General features: G+C 68.5%; 14 protein-coding genes. 7 read left to right on the top strand and 7 right to left on the bottom strand.

Going from position 1 to position 14,443, the window contains the following annotated elements; all coding sequences use genetic code 11:
* Nucleotides 1-25: 25 nt before the first annotated feature.
* From egtA to egtE, 5 genes are read left to right on the top strand one after another with little or no spacing between them, the layout of a single operon-like run.
* Entirely contained in the window at nucleotides 26-1,315 is a 1,290-nt protein-coding gene (gene egtA, locus BN3385_RS00320; RefSeq protein ID WP_082690350.1) for an ergothioneine biosynthesis glutamate--cysteine ligase EgtA, read from the top strand.
* Nucleotides 1,312-2,592 carry an ergothioneine biosynthesis protein EgtB gene (gene egtB, locus BN3385_RS00315; RefSeq protein ID WP_059014009.1) on the top strand — a complete coding sequence of 427 codons (1,281 nt, stop codon included), beginning with the start codon at nucleotides 1,312-1,314 and terminating at the stop codon, nucleotides 2,590-2,592. Before egtA ends, egtB begins: the two co-directional genes overlap by 4 nt.
* Nucleotides 2,592-3,359: an ergothioneine biosynthesis protein EgtC gene (locus tag BN3385_RS00310; RefSeq protein ID WP_059014007.1), complete on the top strand. Its 768-nt coding sequence runs from the start codon at nucleotides 2,592-2,594 to the stop codon at nucleotides 3,357-3,359. Before egtB ends, BN3385_RS00310 begins: the two co-directional genes overlap by 1 nt.
* A complete protein-coding gene (gene egtD, locus BN3385_RS00305) occupies nucleotides 3,356-4,321 on the top strand; it encodes an L-histidine N(alpha)-methyltransferase (RefSeq protein WP_059014005.1) in 966 nt (321 codons plus the stop codon). The genes BN3385_RS00310 and egtD overlap by 4 nt, the downstream gene beginning before the upstream one ends.
* A complete protein-coding gene (egtE, locus tag BN3385_RS00300) occupies nucleotides 4,318-5,424 on the top strand; it encodes an ergothioneine biosynthesis PLP-dependent enzyme EgtE (protein WP_059014003.1) in 1,107 nt (368 codons plus the stop codon). The genes egtD and egtE overlap by 4 nt, the downstream gene beginning before the upstream one ends.
* Nucleotides 5,425-5,429: 5 nt before the next feature.
* On the opposite strand, the gene BN3385_RS00295 is transcribed toward egtE, so the two are convergent.
* Nucleotides 5,430-5,990, bottom strand: coding sequence for a TetR/AcrR family transcriptional regulator (locus BN3385_RS00295; RefSeq protein ID WP_059016244.1), 561 nt, complete (start codon nucleotides 5,988-5,990; stop codon nucleotides 5,430-5,432).
* Between the two features lie 56 nt (nucleotides 5,991-6,046).
* Here BN3385_RS00295 and BN3385_RS00290 point away from each other — a divergent pair, with 56 nt between their 5' ends.
* On the top strand, nucleotides 6,047-6,853 hold the full coding sequence (locus BN3385_RS00290; protein ID WP_059016243.1) for an alpha/beta fold hydrolase: 807 nt from the start codon (nucleotides 6,047-6,049) through the stop codon (nucleotides 6,851-6,853).
* On the opposite strand, the gene BN3385_RS00285 is transcribed toward BN3385_RS00290, so the two are convergent.
* From BN3385_RS00285 to BN3385_RS00275, 3 genes are read right to left on the bottom strand one after another with little or no spacing between them, the layout of a single operon-like run.
* On the bottom strand, nucleotides 6,831-7,508 hold the full coding sequence (locus BN3385_RS00285; protein ID WP_059014001.1) for a class I SAM-dependent methyltransferase: 678 nt from the start codon (nucleotides 7,506-7,508) through the stop codon (nucleotides 6,831-6,833). The two genes, BN3385_RS00290 and BN3385_RS00285, sit on opposite strands and share 23 nt — an antisense overlap.
* A gap of 27 nt (nucleotides 7,509-7,535) precedes the next feature.
* Nucleotides 7,536-9,014 carry a glutamate-cysteine ligase family protein gene (locus BN3385_RS00280; protein WP_059013999.1) on the bottom strand — a complete coding sequence of 493 codons (1,479 nt, stop codon included), beginning with the start codon at nucleotides 9,012-9,014 and terminating at the stop codon, nucleotides 7,536-7,538.
* A 50-nt stretch (nucleotides 9,015-9,064) separates the two neighbouring features.
* On the bottom strand, nucleotides 9,065-9,823 hold the full coding sequence (locus BN3385_RS00275; RefSeq protein ID WP_059016242.1) for a class I SAM-dependent methyltransferase: 759 nt from the start codon (nucleotides 9,821-9,823) through the stop codon (nucleotides 9,065-9,067).
* A gap of 1 nt (nucleotide 9,824) precedes the next feature.
* Between BN3385_RS00275 and glpK the strand changes: the two genes are divergently transcribed.
* Nucleotides 9,825-11,378 carry a glycerol kinase GlpK gene (glpK, locus tag BN3385_RS00270; RefSeq protein WP_197415099.1) on the top strand — a complete coding sequence of 518 codons (1,554 nt, stop codon included), beginning with the start codon at nucleotides 9,825-9,827 and terminating at the stop codon, nucleotides 11,376-11,378.
* 48 nt (nucleotides 11,379-11,426) lie between these two features.
* Here glpK and BN3385_RS00265 read toward each other — a convergent pair whose 3' ends face one another.
* From BN3385_RS00265 to BN3385_RS00255, 3 genes are all read right to left on the bottom strand, one after another.
* The gene (locus BN3385_RS00265) at nucleotides 11,427-12,170 is read right to left on the bottom strand and encodes a PadR family transcriptional regulator (protein ID WP_059013995.1); all 744 of its coding nucleotides are present in this window, start codon (nucleotides 12,168-12,170) and stop codon (nucleotides 11,427-11,429) included.
* An 89-nt stretch (nucleotides 12,171-12,259) separates the two neighbouring features.
* Nucleotides 12,260-12,781 carry a PadR family transcriptional regulator gene (locus BN3385_RS00260; protein ID WP_059013993.1) on the bottom strand — a complete coding sequence of 174 codons (522 nt, stop codon included), beginning with the start codon at nucleotides 12,779-12,781 and terminating at the stop codon, nucleotides 12,260-12,262.
* A 38-nt stretch (nucleotides 12,782-12,819) separates the two neighbouring features.
* Nucleotides 12,820-14,358 carry an NCS1 family nucleobase:cation symporter-1 gene (locus tag BN3385_RS00255; RefSeq protein ID WP_059013991.1) on the bottom strand — a complete coding sequence of 513 codons (1,539 nt, stop codon included), beginning with the start codon at nucleotides 14,356-14,358 and terminating at the stop codon, nucleotides 12,820-12,822.
* Between the last annotated feature and the right edge of the window lie 85 nt (nucleotides 14,359-14,443).

Here is a 14,443-nt window from a genome sequence, read left to right as displayed (position 1 = left end):
CGGTGCGGGCTGGAAGATGGATCTCATGACGTTCGCCGTCACGTCCCAACCGGGCCGACCGCGCTGCGGGCCGGAGGCTGGCGAGCACGTGCTGACGGACTCGACCTCGGCGGCTCTGCACATCGCGGGGGCATCGCTGTTCGACAGCCCGGTGGGCCGAGTCGGCCTGGAACTCGAAGCGCACTGCTTCGACCTGGATGATCCCCATCGCCGCCCGGGCTGGGCCGAACTGCGGGACGTCATCGCCACGGTGCCGCCGCTGCCGGGCGGCAGTGCGATCACGGTCGAGCCGGGCGGGGCCATCGAGTTGTCCGGCCCGCCGCTGGACGGTCCGGCGCCGGCGATCGCGGCGCTGGCCCGCGACCGCGACGCCCTCCGGTCGGTGTTCGAGCAGGCCGGTCTCGGACTGGTGCTCCTCGGCGCCGACCCACTGCGCAAGGCCCAGCGGATCAACCCCGGCGACCGGTATCAGGCGATGGAGCGGTTCTTCATCGCCACGCGCACTGCCGGGGCGGGCGCGGCGATGATGACGTCGACGGCCTCCATGCAGATCAACCTCGACGCCGGTCCTCGGGAGGGCTGGGCCGATCGGGTGCGCCTGGCCCACGCATTGGGCCCCACGATGGTCGCGATCTCTGCAAACTCTCCGCTGCTGGCGGGCAAGTTCACCGGCTGGCAGTCCAGCAGGCAGCGGGTGTGGGGGCAGCTGGACTCCGCGCGGTGCGGCCCGATCCTGGGCGCCAGCGGGGACGACCCGTGCACCGATTGGGCGCGCTACGCGCTGAAGGCGCCGGTCATGTTGGTGAACACCCCGCAGGCGGTGCCGCTGACCACCCACGTGCCGTTCGCGGACTGGGCCGACGGTCTGGTCGACCTCGACGGCAGGCGGCCCACCACCGCCGATCTGGACTATCACCTGACCACCCTGTTCCCGCCGGTCCGCCCGCGCGGCTGGCTGGAGATCCGCTATCTCGATAGCGTTCCCGACGCGCTGTGGCCGGCCCTGGTGTTCCTGCTGACCACCCTGCTCGACGATCCGCAGGCAGCCGACCTGGCCGCCGAGGCCGTCGAACCGGTGGCGACGGCGTGGGACCTGGCCGCCCGGGTGGGCCTGACCGACAAGCGGCTCTACACCGCAGCCAACCGGTGCGTGGCCGCCGTCGCCGATCGGGCGCCCGCGGAATTATCGGAGTCCATGGCGCGGTTGGTGCACAACGTGGAAGCCGGCCGCAGCCCCGCCGATGACATCGCCGACCGGGTGATCCGCAGCGGGATCGTGCCCGCCGTGCGACGGCTGGCCAGGGAGCAGGAGTGATCTCCCGCGAAGTGCTGGCCCGCGACCTCGACCGGGCCCGGCAGCGCACGCTGGCCCTCACCGACTTCGACGACGCCGAACTGCACCGCCAGTACAACCCCCTGATGAGTCCGCTGGTGTGGGACCTCGCCCATATCGGCCAGCAGGAGGAACTCTGGCTGCTGCGGGACGGCAACCCGGATCGTCCCGGGATGTTGCCCGCCACCGTCGAGGGTCTCTACGACGCGTTCGTGCACAGCCGGGCCAGCCGGGTCGACCTGCCGTTGCTGTCCCCGGCCCAGTCCCGGGCCTACTGCGCGACGGTGCGCGCCGCCGCCCTCGACGTCCTCGACGCGGCACCGGAGCACGACGAGGAGGTCGGGTTCCGCTTCGGGCTGGTGATCAGCCACGAGAACCAGCACGACGAGACCATGCTGCAGGCGCTCAACCTGCGCACCGGCGCCCCGATCCTCGGGCCGCGGACCGCGCTGCCCGCGGGCCGCCCCGGGGTGGCCGGCACCTCGGTCCTGGTTCCCGGCGGGCCGTTCGTCCTCGGTGTCGACGCCGAGGACGAACCGCTCTCGTTGGACAACGAGCGACCCGCCCATGTGGTCGACGTGCCGTCCTTCCGCATCGGCCGGGTGCCCGTCACCAACGGCGAGTGGCGGCAGTTCATCGACGACGGCGGTTACGCCCAGCCGCGGTGGTGGTCGACGCGCGGGTGGGAGCATCGGGTCCAGGCTGGGCTGAGCGCGCCGCAGTTCTGGAACGCCGACGGCAGCCGCAGCCGCTTCGGTCACGTCGAGCAGATTCCCGACGACGAACCCGTCCAGCACGTCACGTTTTTCGAAGCCGAGGCCTACGCGGCGTGGGCCGGTGCCCGCCTGCCCACCGAGATCGAGTGGGAAAAGGCGTGTGCCTGGGACCCCGACACCGGAACCCGGCGCCGCTACCCGTGGGGAGCCGAGGCACCCACCGCGCGGCTGGCCAACCTCGGCGGTGATGCGCTCCGCCCCGCCCCGGTCGGCGCCTACCCGCAGGGCGCCTCGGCCTACGGTGCCGAGCAGATGCTCGGCGAGGTCTGGGAGTGGACCACCTCGCCGCTGCGGCCGTGGCCGGGTTTCACGCCGATGATCTACCAGCGTTATTCCGAGCCGTTCTTCGACGGCGACTACAAGGTGCTGCGGGGTGGATCGTGGGCGGTGGCCGCCGACATCCTGCGGCCCAGCTTCCGCAACTGGGATCACCCCATCCGGCGGCAGATCTTCTCCGGTGTCCGATTGGCGTGGGACGTCTGATGTGCCGTCATCTGGGGTGGCTGGGCGAACCGGTGTCGGTGGCCTCGCTGGTGCTCGACCCACCGTCGGGCCTGCTGGTGCAGTCCTATGCTCCGCGCCGGCAGAAGCACGGTCTGCTCAACGCCGACGGGTGGGGTGTGGGCTTTGTCGACGCCGGCGGGCAGGAGCGAAGCGACTCGGGGATCGGGCACGGCGGGCAGGAGCGAAGCGACTCGGGGATCGGGCACGGCGGGCAGGTACGACGGTGGCGCAGTGCCGCCCCGCTGTGGGGGGATGCGTCCTTCGCCTCGGTGGCTCCTGCGCTGCACAGTGGCTGCGTGGTGGCCGCCGTCCGTTCGGCCACGATCGGCATGCCGATCGAACCCAGCGCGTCAGCCCCGTTCACTGACGGCCGATGGTTGTTGTCGCACAACGGGATTGTCGATCGAGCAGTACTTCCACTCACGTCGGCTGCTGAGTCCACCGTCGACAGCGCGATCCTGGCCGCGTTGATCTTCGAGCGCGGCCTCGACAGCCTCGGCGACACCGTCGTCGAGGTGGCCGCCGCCGATCCGAATGCGCGGCTGAACATCGTGGCGGCCAACGGTTCCCGGCTGCTGGCCACCACGTGGGGCGACACTCTGTCGGTGCTCGAACGCGACGACGGCGTGGTACTGGCCAGTGAGCCCTATGACGACCACCCGGGCTGGCGGGACATCCCTGACCGCCACCTGGTCGAGGTCAGTGAACGTCGCGTGACCCTGACCCCGCTGAGAGGATCGTCGTGACCTTCACGCTGTCGAACTTCCTGGCCGCCGACGCCGCAGCGCAGGCTCTGCGCAGCGACGTCCGCACCGGATTGCAGCAGAGCCCGAAATCCCTGCCGCCCAAGTGGTTTTACGATGCGGTGGGCAGCGATCTGTTCGATCAGATCACCCGCTTGCCGGAGTACTACCCCACCCGCGCCGAATCCCAGATCCTGCGCGCCGAGTCGGCTGCCATCTCCGCCGCCAGCGGCGCGGACACCCTGGTCGAACTCGGCAGCGGCACCTCGGAGAAGACCAGGATGCTGCTGGCCGCCCTGCGCGAGCACGGATCGCTGCGCCGCTTCATCCCCTTCGACGTCGACGCCGGTGTTCTGGAATCTGCCGGTGCGGCACTGCAATCGGAGTTCCCGGGTCTCGAGATCGACGCGGTGTGTGGCGACTTCGAGGAACACCTGGCCAAGATCCCGGGCGGCGGGCGGCGGCTGTTCGTCTTCCTCGGCTCGACCATCGGCAACCTGACCCCCGGGCCGCGCGCGGAGTTCCTGTCTTCGCTGGCCGACGTGCTGGAGCCAGGTGATTCCCTGCTGCTCGGCACTGATCTGGTCAAGGACGCCGAGCGGTTGGTCCGCGCCTACGACGACAGCGCGGGTGTAACGGCGCAGTTCAACCGCAACGTGCTGGCCGTGGTGAATCGCGAACTCGATGCCGACTTCGCCGTCGAACAGTTCACCCACGTCGCCCGGTGGAACGCGGACGAGGAACGTATCGAGATGTGGCTGCGTGCCGACACGCCGCAACACGTCCACATCGGGGCACTGGACCTCAGCGTCGACTTCGGCGAAGGTGAACAGATGCTGACCGAGGTCTCCTGCAAGTTCCGGCCGGACGCCGTCGCGCGCGAACTGGCCGATGCCGGGCTGCGCCGCACCCACTGGTGGACCGATCCGGCGGGGGACTTCGGCCTCTCGCTGGCCGTGAAGTGAGCGACCTCCCACAACGCTGGCGCGCCGCCCGGCTGCCGGCGGCCGGGGTGCACCTGGACAGCGCCGCCTGTTCCCGTCAGAGCCTGGCCGCCATCGAGGCTGGCACCGCACACGCCCGCCACGAGAGCGAGGTCGGTGGCTATGTCGCGGCCGAGGCGGCCACCCCGGCGCTCGATGCCGGCCGGGCCGGGGTCGCCGCACTGACCGGAATGTCCTCGGGCGACGTGGTTTTCACCACCGGCTCGGGTAACGCGCTCGACCTGCTGCTCGGGGCCTGGCCACTGGCCAGGACGGTGGCCTGCCTGCCCGGGGAGTACGGGCCCAACCTCGCGCAGTTCGCCGCACACGGGTTCACCACCTCGCCGCTCCCGGTCGACGGCCTGGGCCGACTGGATCCCGATGCCGCCGCAGCAGCGCTGAAGGCCGCGCCGCCGGCACTGGTGCACCTGACGGCTGTCGGCAGCCACCGCGGCGTGGTGCAGCCGGTGCCGCAGCTGGCCACGCTCTGCCGCGACCTCGGACTCCCACTGGTGGTCGACGCCGCGCAGGCGCTCGGGCAGATCGACTGCGTGGTGGACGCCGATGCCGTCTACTCCTCCTCCCGCAAATGGATGGCCGGTCCCCGCGGGGTCGGGGTGCTGGCCGTCCGCCCAGCCCTAGCCGACCTGCTGCGCTCGCCGCAGTGGGCCGGTGAGCTGTCAGCGTTGCAGTGCCTGGAGCTGGGTGAAGCCAATGTAGCTGCCCGAGTGGGTTTTTCGGTGGCCGTGGGGGAGTACCTGGCGGCCGGTCCGGACTCGGTACGCGAGCACCTGATCGGGCTCACCCGGGCCGCCCGGGGTGTGCTGGCCGAGGTCCCCGGCTGGCGCGTGGTGGAACCCGAGGACGAGCCCAGCGCCATCACCACGCTGACCCCGACCGACGGCGCCGACCCGGCGACGGTGCGGGCCCGGCTGATCGCCGAGCACGGCATCGTCACCACTGCCGCCGGGGTGGAGCGGGCTCCCATGGAGATGCAGACGCCGGTGCTGCGGGTGTCACCGCACGTCGACAACACCCTGACCGACATCGAGGTACTGGCCGCCGCGTTGGCCGCGCTGGTCTGACACCCTCAGCCCAGGAACTCCGCCAGCGCTTCGCGTACGGCGGCGGACTGCGAGCGGTCCTGCAGTTCGAGCAGAGCCGCCTCGGCCGTCATCGCCACCCACAGGTGCGCACTATGCAGGGGCTGGCGGCGCCCGAGGGCCTGGAAGTCTTCTGAGCAGACCGTCGCGAACGTGGCATTGCGGTGGCTGATCTCCTGCGCCACAGCGGGTTCCGCACGGGCTTCCAGGAGAAGCGCCCGAATCCCACGTTGCTCCAGGCAGTAGTCGAGATAGGTTGCGCTGCCGGCCAGCAGCCGTTCCCGCCCGGGTGGCAGGGCGGTCGACACCTCGGCGATCTGCTCGGCGACGCGGTCGTGGAACTCGCGATGGAGTGCGAGTAGATAGCTCGCCCGATCGCCGAAGTGGTGGAAGAAGCTGCCCTTGGACACACCGGCTTCCTCGACCACGAGGTTGGCGCTCAGCCCGGTCAGTCCGGTCCGCTCGGCCAGCCGTAACCCGGCGTCGATCAGCTTGGCGCGGGTTTCGGCGGCGGCGGCCTGGCGTCCGGTGAGTGGTTGTGTCGGCACGCTCTCGAGGATAGCATCGTCATTGACCGACCGGTCGGTCAATGAAAGGGGCGATCATGCCAGTAGTCGAAACCCGGGTTGGTCCGGTCGCCTATTCGGTCGACGGAGACGGGCCGGTGGTGGTGGCCCTGCACGCCGCCCTGCACGATCGGCGTGACTTCGATGCCGTCACGCCCGCACTGGCCCGGCACTATCGGGTGATCCGGGTGGACTGGCCCGGCCATGGTGAATCACCTTTCCCCCGAGCACCTTTCGATCCCGGTGCCGCGGTGTATGCCGACGTTCTCGACGATGTCATCGCAGCCCTCGACCTGCCACCCGCGGTGTACGTCGGTAACTCGGTCGGCGGCTTCGCCGCGGCACACCTCGCGCTGAGCGCACCGCAACGGGTGGCCGGTCTGGTCCTGGTGGACACCGGCGGATTCCTCGGCAGCCCGCTGACCAACGCCTACTGCCGGCTGCTCGGCACACCCGCGGTGCTCAAACGGGTGCTGCCGCGGTTCGTGCGCAGCTACCTGCAGGCGCACAGTGAGCACGACCAGGCCGTCCTGCAGCGGGTCGGCCAGCGGGCGCGCAGCGCCGAGGGGGTGGACCTGGCCGCTGCGCTGTGGCGCAGTTTCGCCGCGCCGGAGGCCAGCCTGCGCGGGCGCGCCGACCAGATCGGTGCGCCGACCCTGATCGTGTGGGGAGCCCGCGACACCGCGATCCCGCTTCGGTTCGGCCGGGCCACCCAGCGGGCGATCCCCGGCTCACGGCTGGCGGTGTTCGATACCGGGCACCTGCCGTTCTCGTCGCAGCCGGAGCAGTTCCTCGGCGTGGTCGAGCCGTTCCTGGCGGAGGTCAGCTCGCCTTGTGCGCGCTGAGCAGATAGGCCGGCATCATCATCCGGCCCTTCTCGTCGGTGTCGAACGGCGGCGGGCCGGCGGGCATATCGGGGAATTCCGGCTTGTGCGAATGGATCTTGGCCGGCCTGACCTCGTCGATCACGAAGTACTTCGACACCGCGCTGCGTAATTCGTCCTCGTCGACCTCGTTCGGCTTGGTCTCGATGTCGGGCGGGAAGGCCCCTTTGGCGAACACCAGGATGTAGTAGTGCGCACCCGGGGCGGCCGCCCGGTGCACCGACTGCAGATAGCCGTCGCGCAGCTCAACGGGCAGCGAGTGGAACAGCGTGCTGTCGATGATCGTGTCGAACCGGCCGTCGAAACCGGTGAACGCCGTGATGTCGTCGCAGACGAATGTCGCGCTGGGCAGTCCGCGTTCCTCGGCGGCCCGGGTGGCGGCGGCGATCGCGGTCGGGGAGACGTCGATACCGACCACGGTGTAACCCTGCGCGGCCAGCGCCAACGCCAGCTCGGCATGCCCGCAGCCGGCGTCGAGCACCTCGCCGGTGACCTTGCCGCCGGCGATCAGTGCCGCCAACTCGGGCTGCGGCTCACCGATGTTCCACGGCGGGGGACCCGGAAATGCTCCGTCCTGCCGGTACGCGCTGTCCCAATCCATCACTTCGTTAGCCATGGAAACGACGCTACTCCGCCATCCGGCTCAGCCGGGTTGCTCCCAGGTGTGCACCGGCGCATTGCTGTGCATCAGCTCGCAGTAGCGCCGCAGCATCTCGGCCAGCGCCTGCGGCCGGGCCATCCCCTGCTCCTGCAACGCCCGTACCGTTGCGACCTGCCACGCCGACCCGTTGCGGCCGGTCTTGGCCCGGCCCTCGATCACCCCGAGGTAGCGATCCCGCACCTCGGCCGCCACCTTCCAGCGGCGCAGACCTTCGTCGGCCATCGGCAGCAGGGTGCGTAGCACCAACTCGTCGGCGGTCACCTCACCCAAGCCCGGCCAGTACAGCCGGCCGTCCAAACCGTTGCGGGCAGACTCCAGGAAATTGTCATGTGCCGCAGTGAAACTCATTTTCGTCCACAATGGACGGTCCTCTTCGGACAGGTAGCGCAGGGCCCCGTAGTAGAACGCCGAGTTGGCCATCATGTCGACGACGGTGGGCCCGGCGGGCAGCACCCGGTTCTCCACCCGCAGGTGTGGACGGCCGTCCACGACGTCGTAGACCGGACGGTTCCAGCGATACACCGTGCCGTTGTGCAGCCGCAGTTCGGGCAGATGCGGGGTGCGCCCGGCCGCCAGTTCGGCCACCGGATCCTCCTCGGACAGCTCGGGTAGCAGCGACGGGAAGTAGCGGACGTTCTCCTCGAAGAGGTCGAAGATCGAGGTGATCCAGCGCTCCCCGAACCACACTCGCGGCCGCACCCCCTGCGCCTTCAACTCGTCGGGCCGGGTGTCGGTGGCCTGGGCGAACAGTTCAATGCGGGTCTCCGCCCAGAGTTGGTGGCCGAAGAAGTACGGCGAGTTCGCGCCCAGCGCCAACTGCGGGCCGGCCAGTACCTGGGCGGCGTTCCAGTTGCTGGCGAAATCAGCCGGCGAAACTTGAAGATGCAATTGCATACTGGTGCAGGCGGATTCGGGCGCGATGGACTCCGCATGCAGGCTCAGCCGTTCTGGGCCGGCGATATCGATCAGGATGTCCTCGCCGCGGGCGGTGAAGATCGAGTCGTTGAGGGCCTGATAGCGCATCGACGGACTCATCCAGTGCCCGGTCAGATGCTGCGGCATCAAGGTCGGCAGGATGCCGATCATCACGATGTGCGCCCCGTCGGTGTTGGCCTTCGACTCCGCGGCGTTGAGGCTGGCGCGGATCTCGTCCTCCAGTTCCAGCGCGGTCCGGCCGGGCAGGCGTCGAGGCGGAACGTTGAATTCGATGTTGTAGGCGCCCAATTCGGTTTGATAAGCCGGGTCGGCGATCGCGGCGAGCACCTCCTGGTTGGACATCGCCGGCTGATAGCCGGCATCCACCAGGTTGCATTCGATCTCCATCCCGGTCAGCGGCCGGTCGAAGTCGAAACTGGACTGAGCCAGCATGGTTTCGAACACGTCCAGGCACAGCTGCACCTTGCGCCGGTACTCCTGCCGGTGCGCCCGGTTATAGCTGGCGTGCTTGACCTCTTCGCCCACGGGGTCGATGCAACCGGTTCGGTGCCGAGCGCGCAAGCAAATCGCCGAGATCAGCCCCGGCGGCGGACCACCACTGTCTGCCGGTCGAAGTGGCTGCTGCTGACCTCGACGTCGACCCCCGCGTAGTCACCCAGAGCCTGCAGTGCCGAGCGGCTGTAGGCCCGCAGCGAGCTGATCAGCCCGTCGTGCGCGAACGGCCACCACAGCGCGAATGGCGCGAACGTCGCGAGCTTCACCAGGTGCAGTGGCGAGGGCAGCCGCGGGAGATCGATGACCACCAATTCGGTGGCCACCCGGGTGCCCTCAGCGAAGACGCGGGCCGCCAGGTCCGGCGGCAGGTGATGAAACGACAGCGCGAAGACCGCCAGGTCGTACGCGTCGTCGGGGGCGTCGATCGCGGTCGCGTCGATGGTGCGGATGGTGGCGCGCGGGTGCTCGCCGAGGTCGGAGGCCGCCATCGCCGCCACCGATTCGGGGTTGATGTCGGACACCGTGACCTCGACGGTCGGGTGTTGTTCGAGCAGGATGCGCGATAGCGCACCGTGCCCGGCGCCCAGTTCGAGGATCTTCGGGTCGGGGACGTCGGCGACCTTCTTGAGCACCAGTGCAGCGTTGTGTTCGTGCTCCCGGAACAGCGAGCCCATCACGTCCAGCGCGCGGATCACGCCGCGCTTAACCTTGTCGTCGACGTCGTCGCGGTCCAGGTATTCGGGACGGTCGGTTTCCAGCATCCGGTCCAACCAGGACGCATCCGGGCCGCCCCGGGGCATGTCGGCGATGTCGGCCACTGGCTTTGCCACGTAGGCCATCATGGACGATGCACCGCCACCTTTTCTAGGAGCACTGTTGGCCGACTTCGTCGCATCCATTGACCAGGGCACCACCAGCACCCGCTGCATGATCTTCGATCACAACGGTCTGGAGGTGGGGCGCCATCAGCTCGAGCACGAGCAGATCCTGCCGCAGGCGGGCTGGGTGGAACACAACCCGGTGGAGATCTGGGAGCGCACGCAGACGGTCGTGCAGTCGGCGCTGAACGCCACCAAGCTGCGGGCGGGGGACCTGGCGGCACTCGGTATCACCAACCAGCGCGAGACCACCCTGGTGTGGAACCGCAAGACCGGCCGGCCGTACTACAACGCGATCGTCTGGCAGGACACCCGCACCGACCGCATCGCCACCGCGCTGGATCGTGACGGCCGCGGTGACGTGATCCGGCACAAGGCAGGCCTGCCGCCGGCGACGTACTTCTCCGGCGGCAAACTGCAGTGGATCCTGGACAACGTCGACGGGGTGCGTGCGGACGCCGAGCGCGGTGACGCGCTGTTCGGTACTCCGGACACCTGGGTGTTGTGGAATCTCACCGGTGGTGCGGCAGGGGGCGTGCACGTCACCGATGTGACCAACGCCAGCCGGACCATGCTGATGAACCTGGAAACCCTGGACTGGGACGACGAACTGTTGTCGTTCTTCGGGATTCCGCGGGCGATGCTGCCCGAGATCCGGCCGTCGTCCTCGCCGGACCCCTATGGCATGACGCATCCGGCCGGGCCCACCGGCGGTGAGGTGCCGGTGACGGCGAGCCTGGGTGATCAGCAGGCCGCGATGGTGGGCCAGGTGTGTCTGGCGCCGGGTGAGGCCAAGAACACCTACGGCACCGGCAATTTCCTGCTGCTCAACACCGGCGAGAAGATCGTGCGCTCGAACAATGGTCTGCTGACGACGGTGTGCTATCAGTTCGGAGACGCGAAACCTGTTTATGCCCTTGAGGGTTCGATCGCGGTGACCGGATCTGCCGTGCAGTGGCTGCGCGATCAGCTGGGCATCATCAGCGGCGCGGCCGACAGTGAGACGCTGGCCGCGCAGGTGCCCGACAACGGCGGGGTGTACTTCGTGCCGGCGTTCTCCGGGTTGTTCGCGCCGTACTGGCGCTCCGATGCGCGCGGTGCGATCGTGGGCCTGTCCCGGTTCAACTCGAATGCTCATGTGGCGCGGGCGACGCTGGAGGCGATCTGCTATCAGAGCCGCGATGTGGTCGACGCGATGGAGGCGGACTCCGGTGTGCACCTGGAGGTGCTCAAAGTCGACGGCGGGGTGACGCTCAACGAGTTGTGCATGCAGATCCAGGCCGACGTGCTGGGAGTGGACGTGGTGCGACCGGTGGTGGCCGAGACCACCGCGCTGGGCGCGGCATATGCGGCGGGCCTGGCGACTGGCTTCTGGGCGGATCCTGATGACCTGCGGGCGAATTGGCAGGAGGACCGCCGGTGGTCGCCGGCCTGGACTGAGGGGCAGCGGGCCGACGGCTACGCCGGTTGGCGTAAAGCGGTGCAGCGCACGCTGGATTGGGTGGACGTCTCGTGATTTCGGCGCGGTTGGCGTCGCTCAGCGACGCCAACCGCGCCGAAATCATTACTCCGATTCGCCGAGGATCTGGTAGATCTCGCGGCGCGCAGTGTTGACGATGTCGACGATGCGCTGTTGCTGCTCGGGGCTGGCGGTGTGGGCTGACTGCTTGACCGCGCCGAACAGCTTGCCCACTGCGTCGCGCAGATTGAGCTCGCCGGGATCGGTGTCCTCGGCGATCTCCTCCCACGGCGGGGTGGTGATCTTCTCGGCGGCGGCACGGCCGTCCTCGGTCAGCTCGAAAAGCTTCTTGCTGCCCTCGGTTTCGGTGCCGACGATGACGCCCTCGTCGACGAGCAACTGCAGGGTGGGGTAGACCGAGCCGGGGCTGGGCTTCCACACACCGTTGGTGCGCTCGGCGATCTCCTGGATCATCTCGTAGCCGTGCATCGGCCGTTCGGTGAGCAGAGCCAGGATCGCGATCCGGACATCACCGCGCCGGCCGCGACCGCGACCACGCCCGTGTCCGCGGCGTCCGTCGCGACCGCGACCACCGCCGGGTCCGAACCCGAAGCCGGGACCGAAACCCGGACCGAAGCCGGGGCCGAAACCACCGCGCGGCCCGAAACCGGCCGGACCGTCACCGGCGGCCATCTGCTCGCGGACGTGCTCCCGGAAGTGCCGGCGGCCATGCCGACGGCCGGGTCCGGGCGGGGCGAAGCCGAAGCCGGGACCGAAACCAGGCCCGAAGCCGCCGGGACCGGGGTGACCCGCATGCGGGCCGTTGAACTGGGGGAATGGGGTGCTCATTGCACTCTCTCTTTCTCGACGGGAAACGCCGAGTGCGCTTCCGATACGTCAACGATATATCGGAAACTATCGCGATGCAACGATCAATGTCAGGAGCGGCGGTCGATCTCCTCGACCAGCCAGCGCGCCCACTCGGCTTCCATGGCCTGTGCGCGCAGCCCGTACTCCAGCGCCGCCCGGCCGTAGAAATCGGCGTCGGAATCGTCCCAGTCGACCGAATCCCGAAGCTGCTCATAGCGTTTGCGCTCAGCGGTGGCCTGCTCGGCCACCGCTGCAACGTGCTTGCGGGCCTGCCCGGCCGGCATCTCGCCGAGGAGGAACACCCGCAGTAATTCGGCGCTGCGATACGGCGGGTCGTCCTGCGGGTTGGTCATCCACCGCAGCAGGTCTTCCCGTCCGGCGTCGGTGACCCGATACTCCTTGCGGCCGCGCGGGCCGATGTCGGTGACCTCGATCAAGCCGGCATCGGCGAGCTTGTTCAGTTCCCCGTAGAGCTGGCTCTGCGTGGCCGGCCACACGTTGGCCATCGAATACTCGAAGCGTTTGAGCAGGTCATACCCGCTGCCGGGCTGTTGGGCCAGCAGTCCCAGTGCCGCGTACCGAAGACTCACCCGACCATCGTAGAGCGCGACATGTCAGAAGTGGAATGTCACGGCTGTGCGACGGTCATCTTCATCGCGGAATGCTTGGCCAGCAGGTAGTACAGGCCGAACGCCACACCACAGCCGATGAACCAGGAGTACTGGGCCGCGGTGTGCATCCCGTAGACCGAGCCGGCGAGCAGCACCGGGACGACCGCCAGCACCGCACCCACCGCCGTGGAGATGACCGCGACCGGGTTGTAGCCCTTGGTGTACCAGTAGCTGCCGCTGGTGCTCATGGTGAACAGGTCGTCGACGGCGACGTGCTGCTTGCGCACCAGGTAGAAGTCGGCGATCAGGACACCGAACAGCGGGCCGATGAAGGCGCCCAGGATCTCCAGCGTGTAGTGGATGACCTCCGGGTTGTTGTATAGGTTCCACGGGGTGATCAGTACCGAGCCGACGGCGGCGATCATGCCGCCCGCGCGCCAGCTGATCTTCTGCGGGCTGACGTTGGAGAAGTCGAAGGCCGGGCTGATGAAGTTGGCGACGATGTTGATGCCGATGGTCGCGATCGTGAACGTCAAGGCGCCCAACACGATCGCGAAGGTGCTGTCGATACGGGCTACCGTCTGCACCGGGTCGGTGATCAGCTCACCGAAGACCGGAACGGTGAGCGAGGCCGTGACCACCACCAGTACCGAGAACACCAGGAAGTTAACCGGCAGGCCGAGGAAGTTGCCCTTCTTGACTGCGGCGAACGACTTTCCGTAGCGGGAGAAGTCGCCGAAGTTCAGCATCGGGCCCGAGAAGTACGACACCACAAGGGCAATGGCGCCCAGCATAACCGGGATCGATTCCAGGCCGGTGTAGGTCACCGAACCCAGGTTCAGGTCGATCGCGCCCCAGCCCGCCTTGTGGATCAGGTAGCCGCAGAGGATGAACATCACCACGTAGACCGCGGGGCCGCAGAAGTCGATGAACCTGCGGATCGACTCCATACCCCGCCAGAACACGCACGCCTGCAGTACCCACAGCAGCATGAAGCTGCACCAGCCCAGCAGCGGCAGACCCAGGAAGCCGTACTGATTCACGTCCGCGTAGGGCGCCAGACCCGGAAAGAGCTTGAGCAGCACCACATCCAGTGCGGCCGAGGCCAGGTAGGTCTGGATGCCGTACCAGGCAACCGCGATCAGTCCACGGATGATCGCGGGGATATTGGCACCCAGGACACCGAACACGCTGCGGCAGATGACCGGGTAGGGAACCCCCGTCTGCTGGCTGGGTTTGGCCACCAGGTTGCAGAACACGTTGACGATCACGATGCCGATCAGCAGGGCGACGAGCACCTGCCAACTGGCCAGACCCAGCGCGAACAGACTGCCCGCGGTGACGTAGCCGCCGACGCTGTGCACGTCGGACATCCAGAACGCGAAAATGTTGTAGGACGACCAGCTTTGCTTGGCCAGCGGGGCCAGGTCCTCGTTGGTCAGGCGAGGGTCGTAACCCGGTTTGATCAGGCCGCCGCCGACCGGGTGGCCGGCTGCCTCGACGAGATCGTCGGCGCCCGCCCGGGCGGTGGGAGGGAGGTCGCGCGTCTCGGTCATGGCAGGCTCCGTCGGATCAATCAACAGGACGATGCCGGAACCGTATCGGCGCCATATTGCCGGGCCGTTGCAGGAAAGCTATATT

The organism is Mycobacterium sp. M26 (assembly GCF_001494595.1).
Classification (GTDB): domain Bacteria; phylum Actinomycetota; class Actinomycetes; order Mycobacteriales; family Mycobacteriaceae; genus Mycobacterium.
The sequence above is the reverse complement of the archived record's forward strand: the minus strand, read 5'-3'. Positions and strand labels throughout refer to the sequence as shown.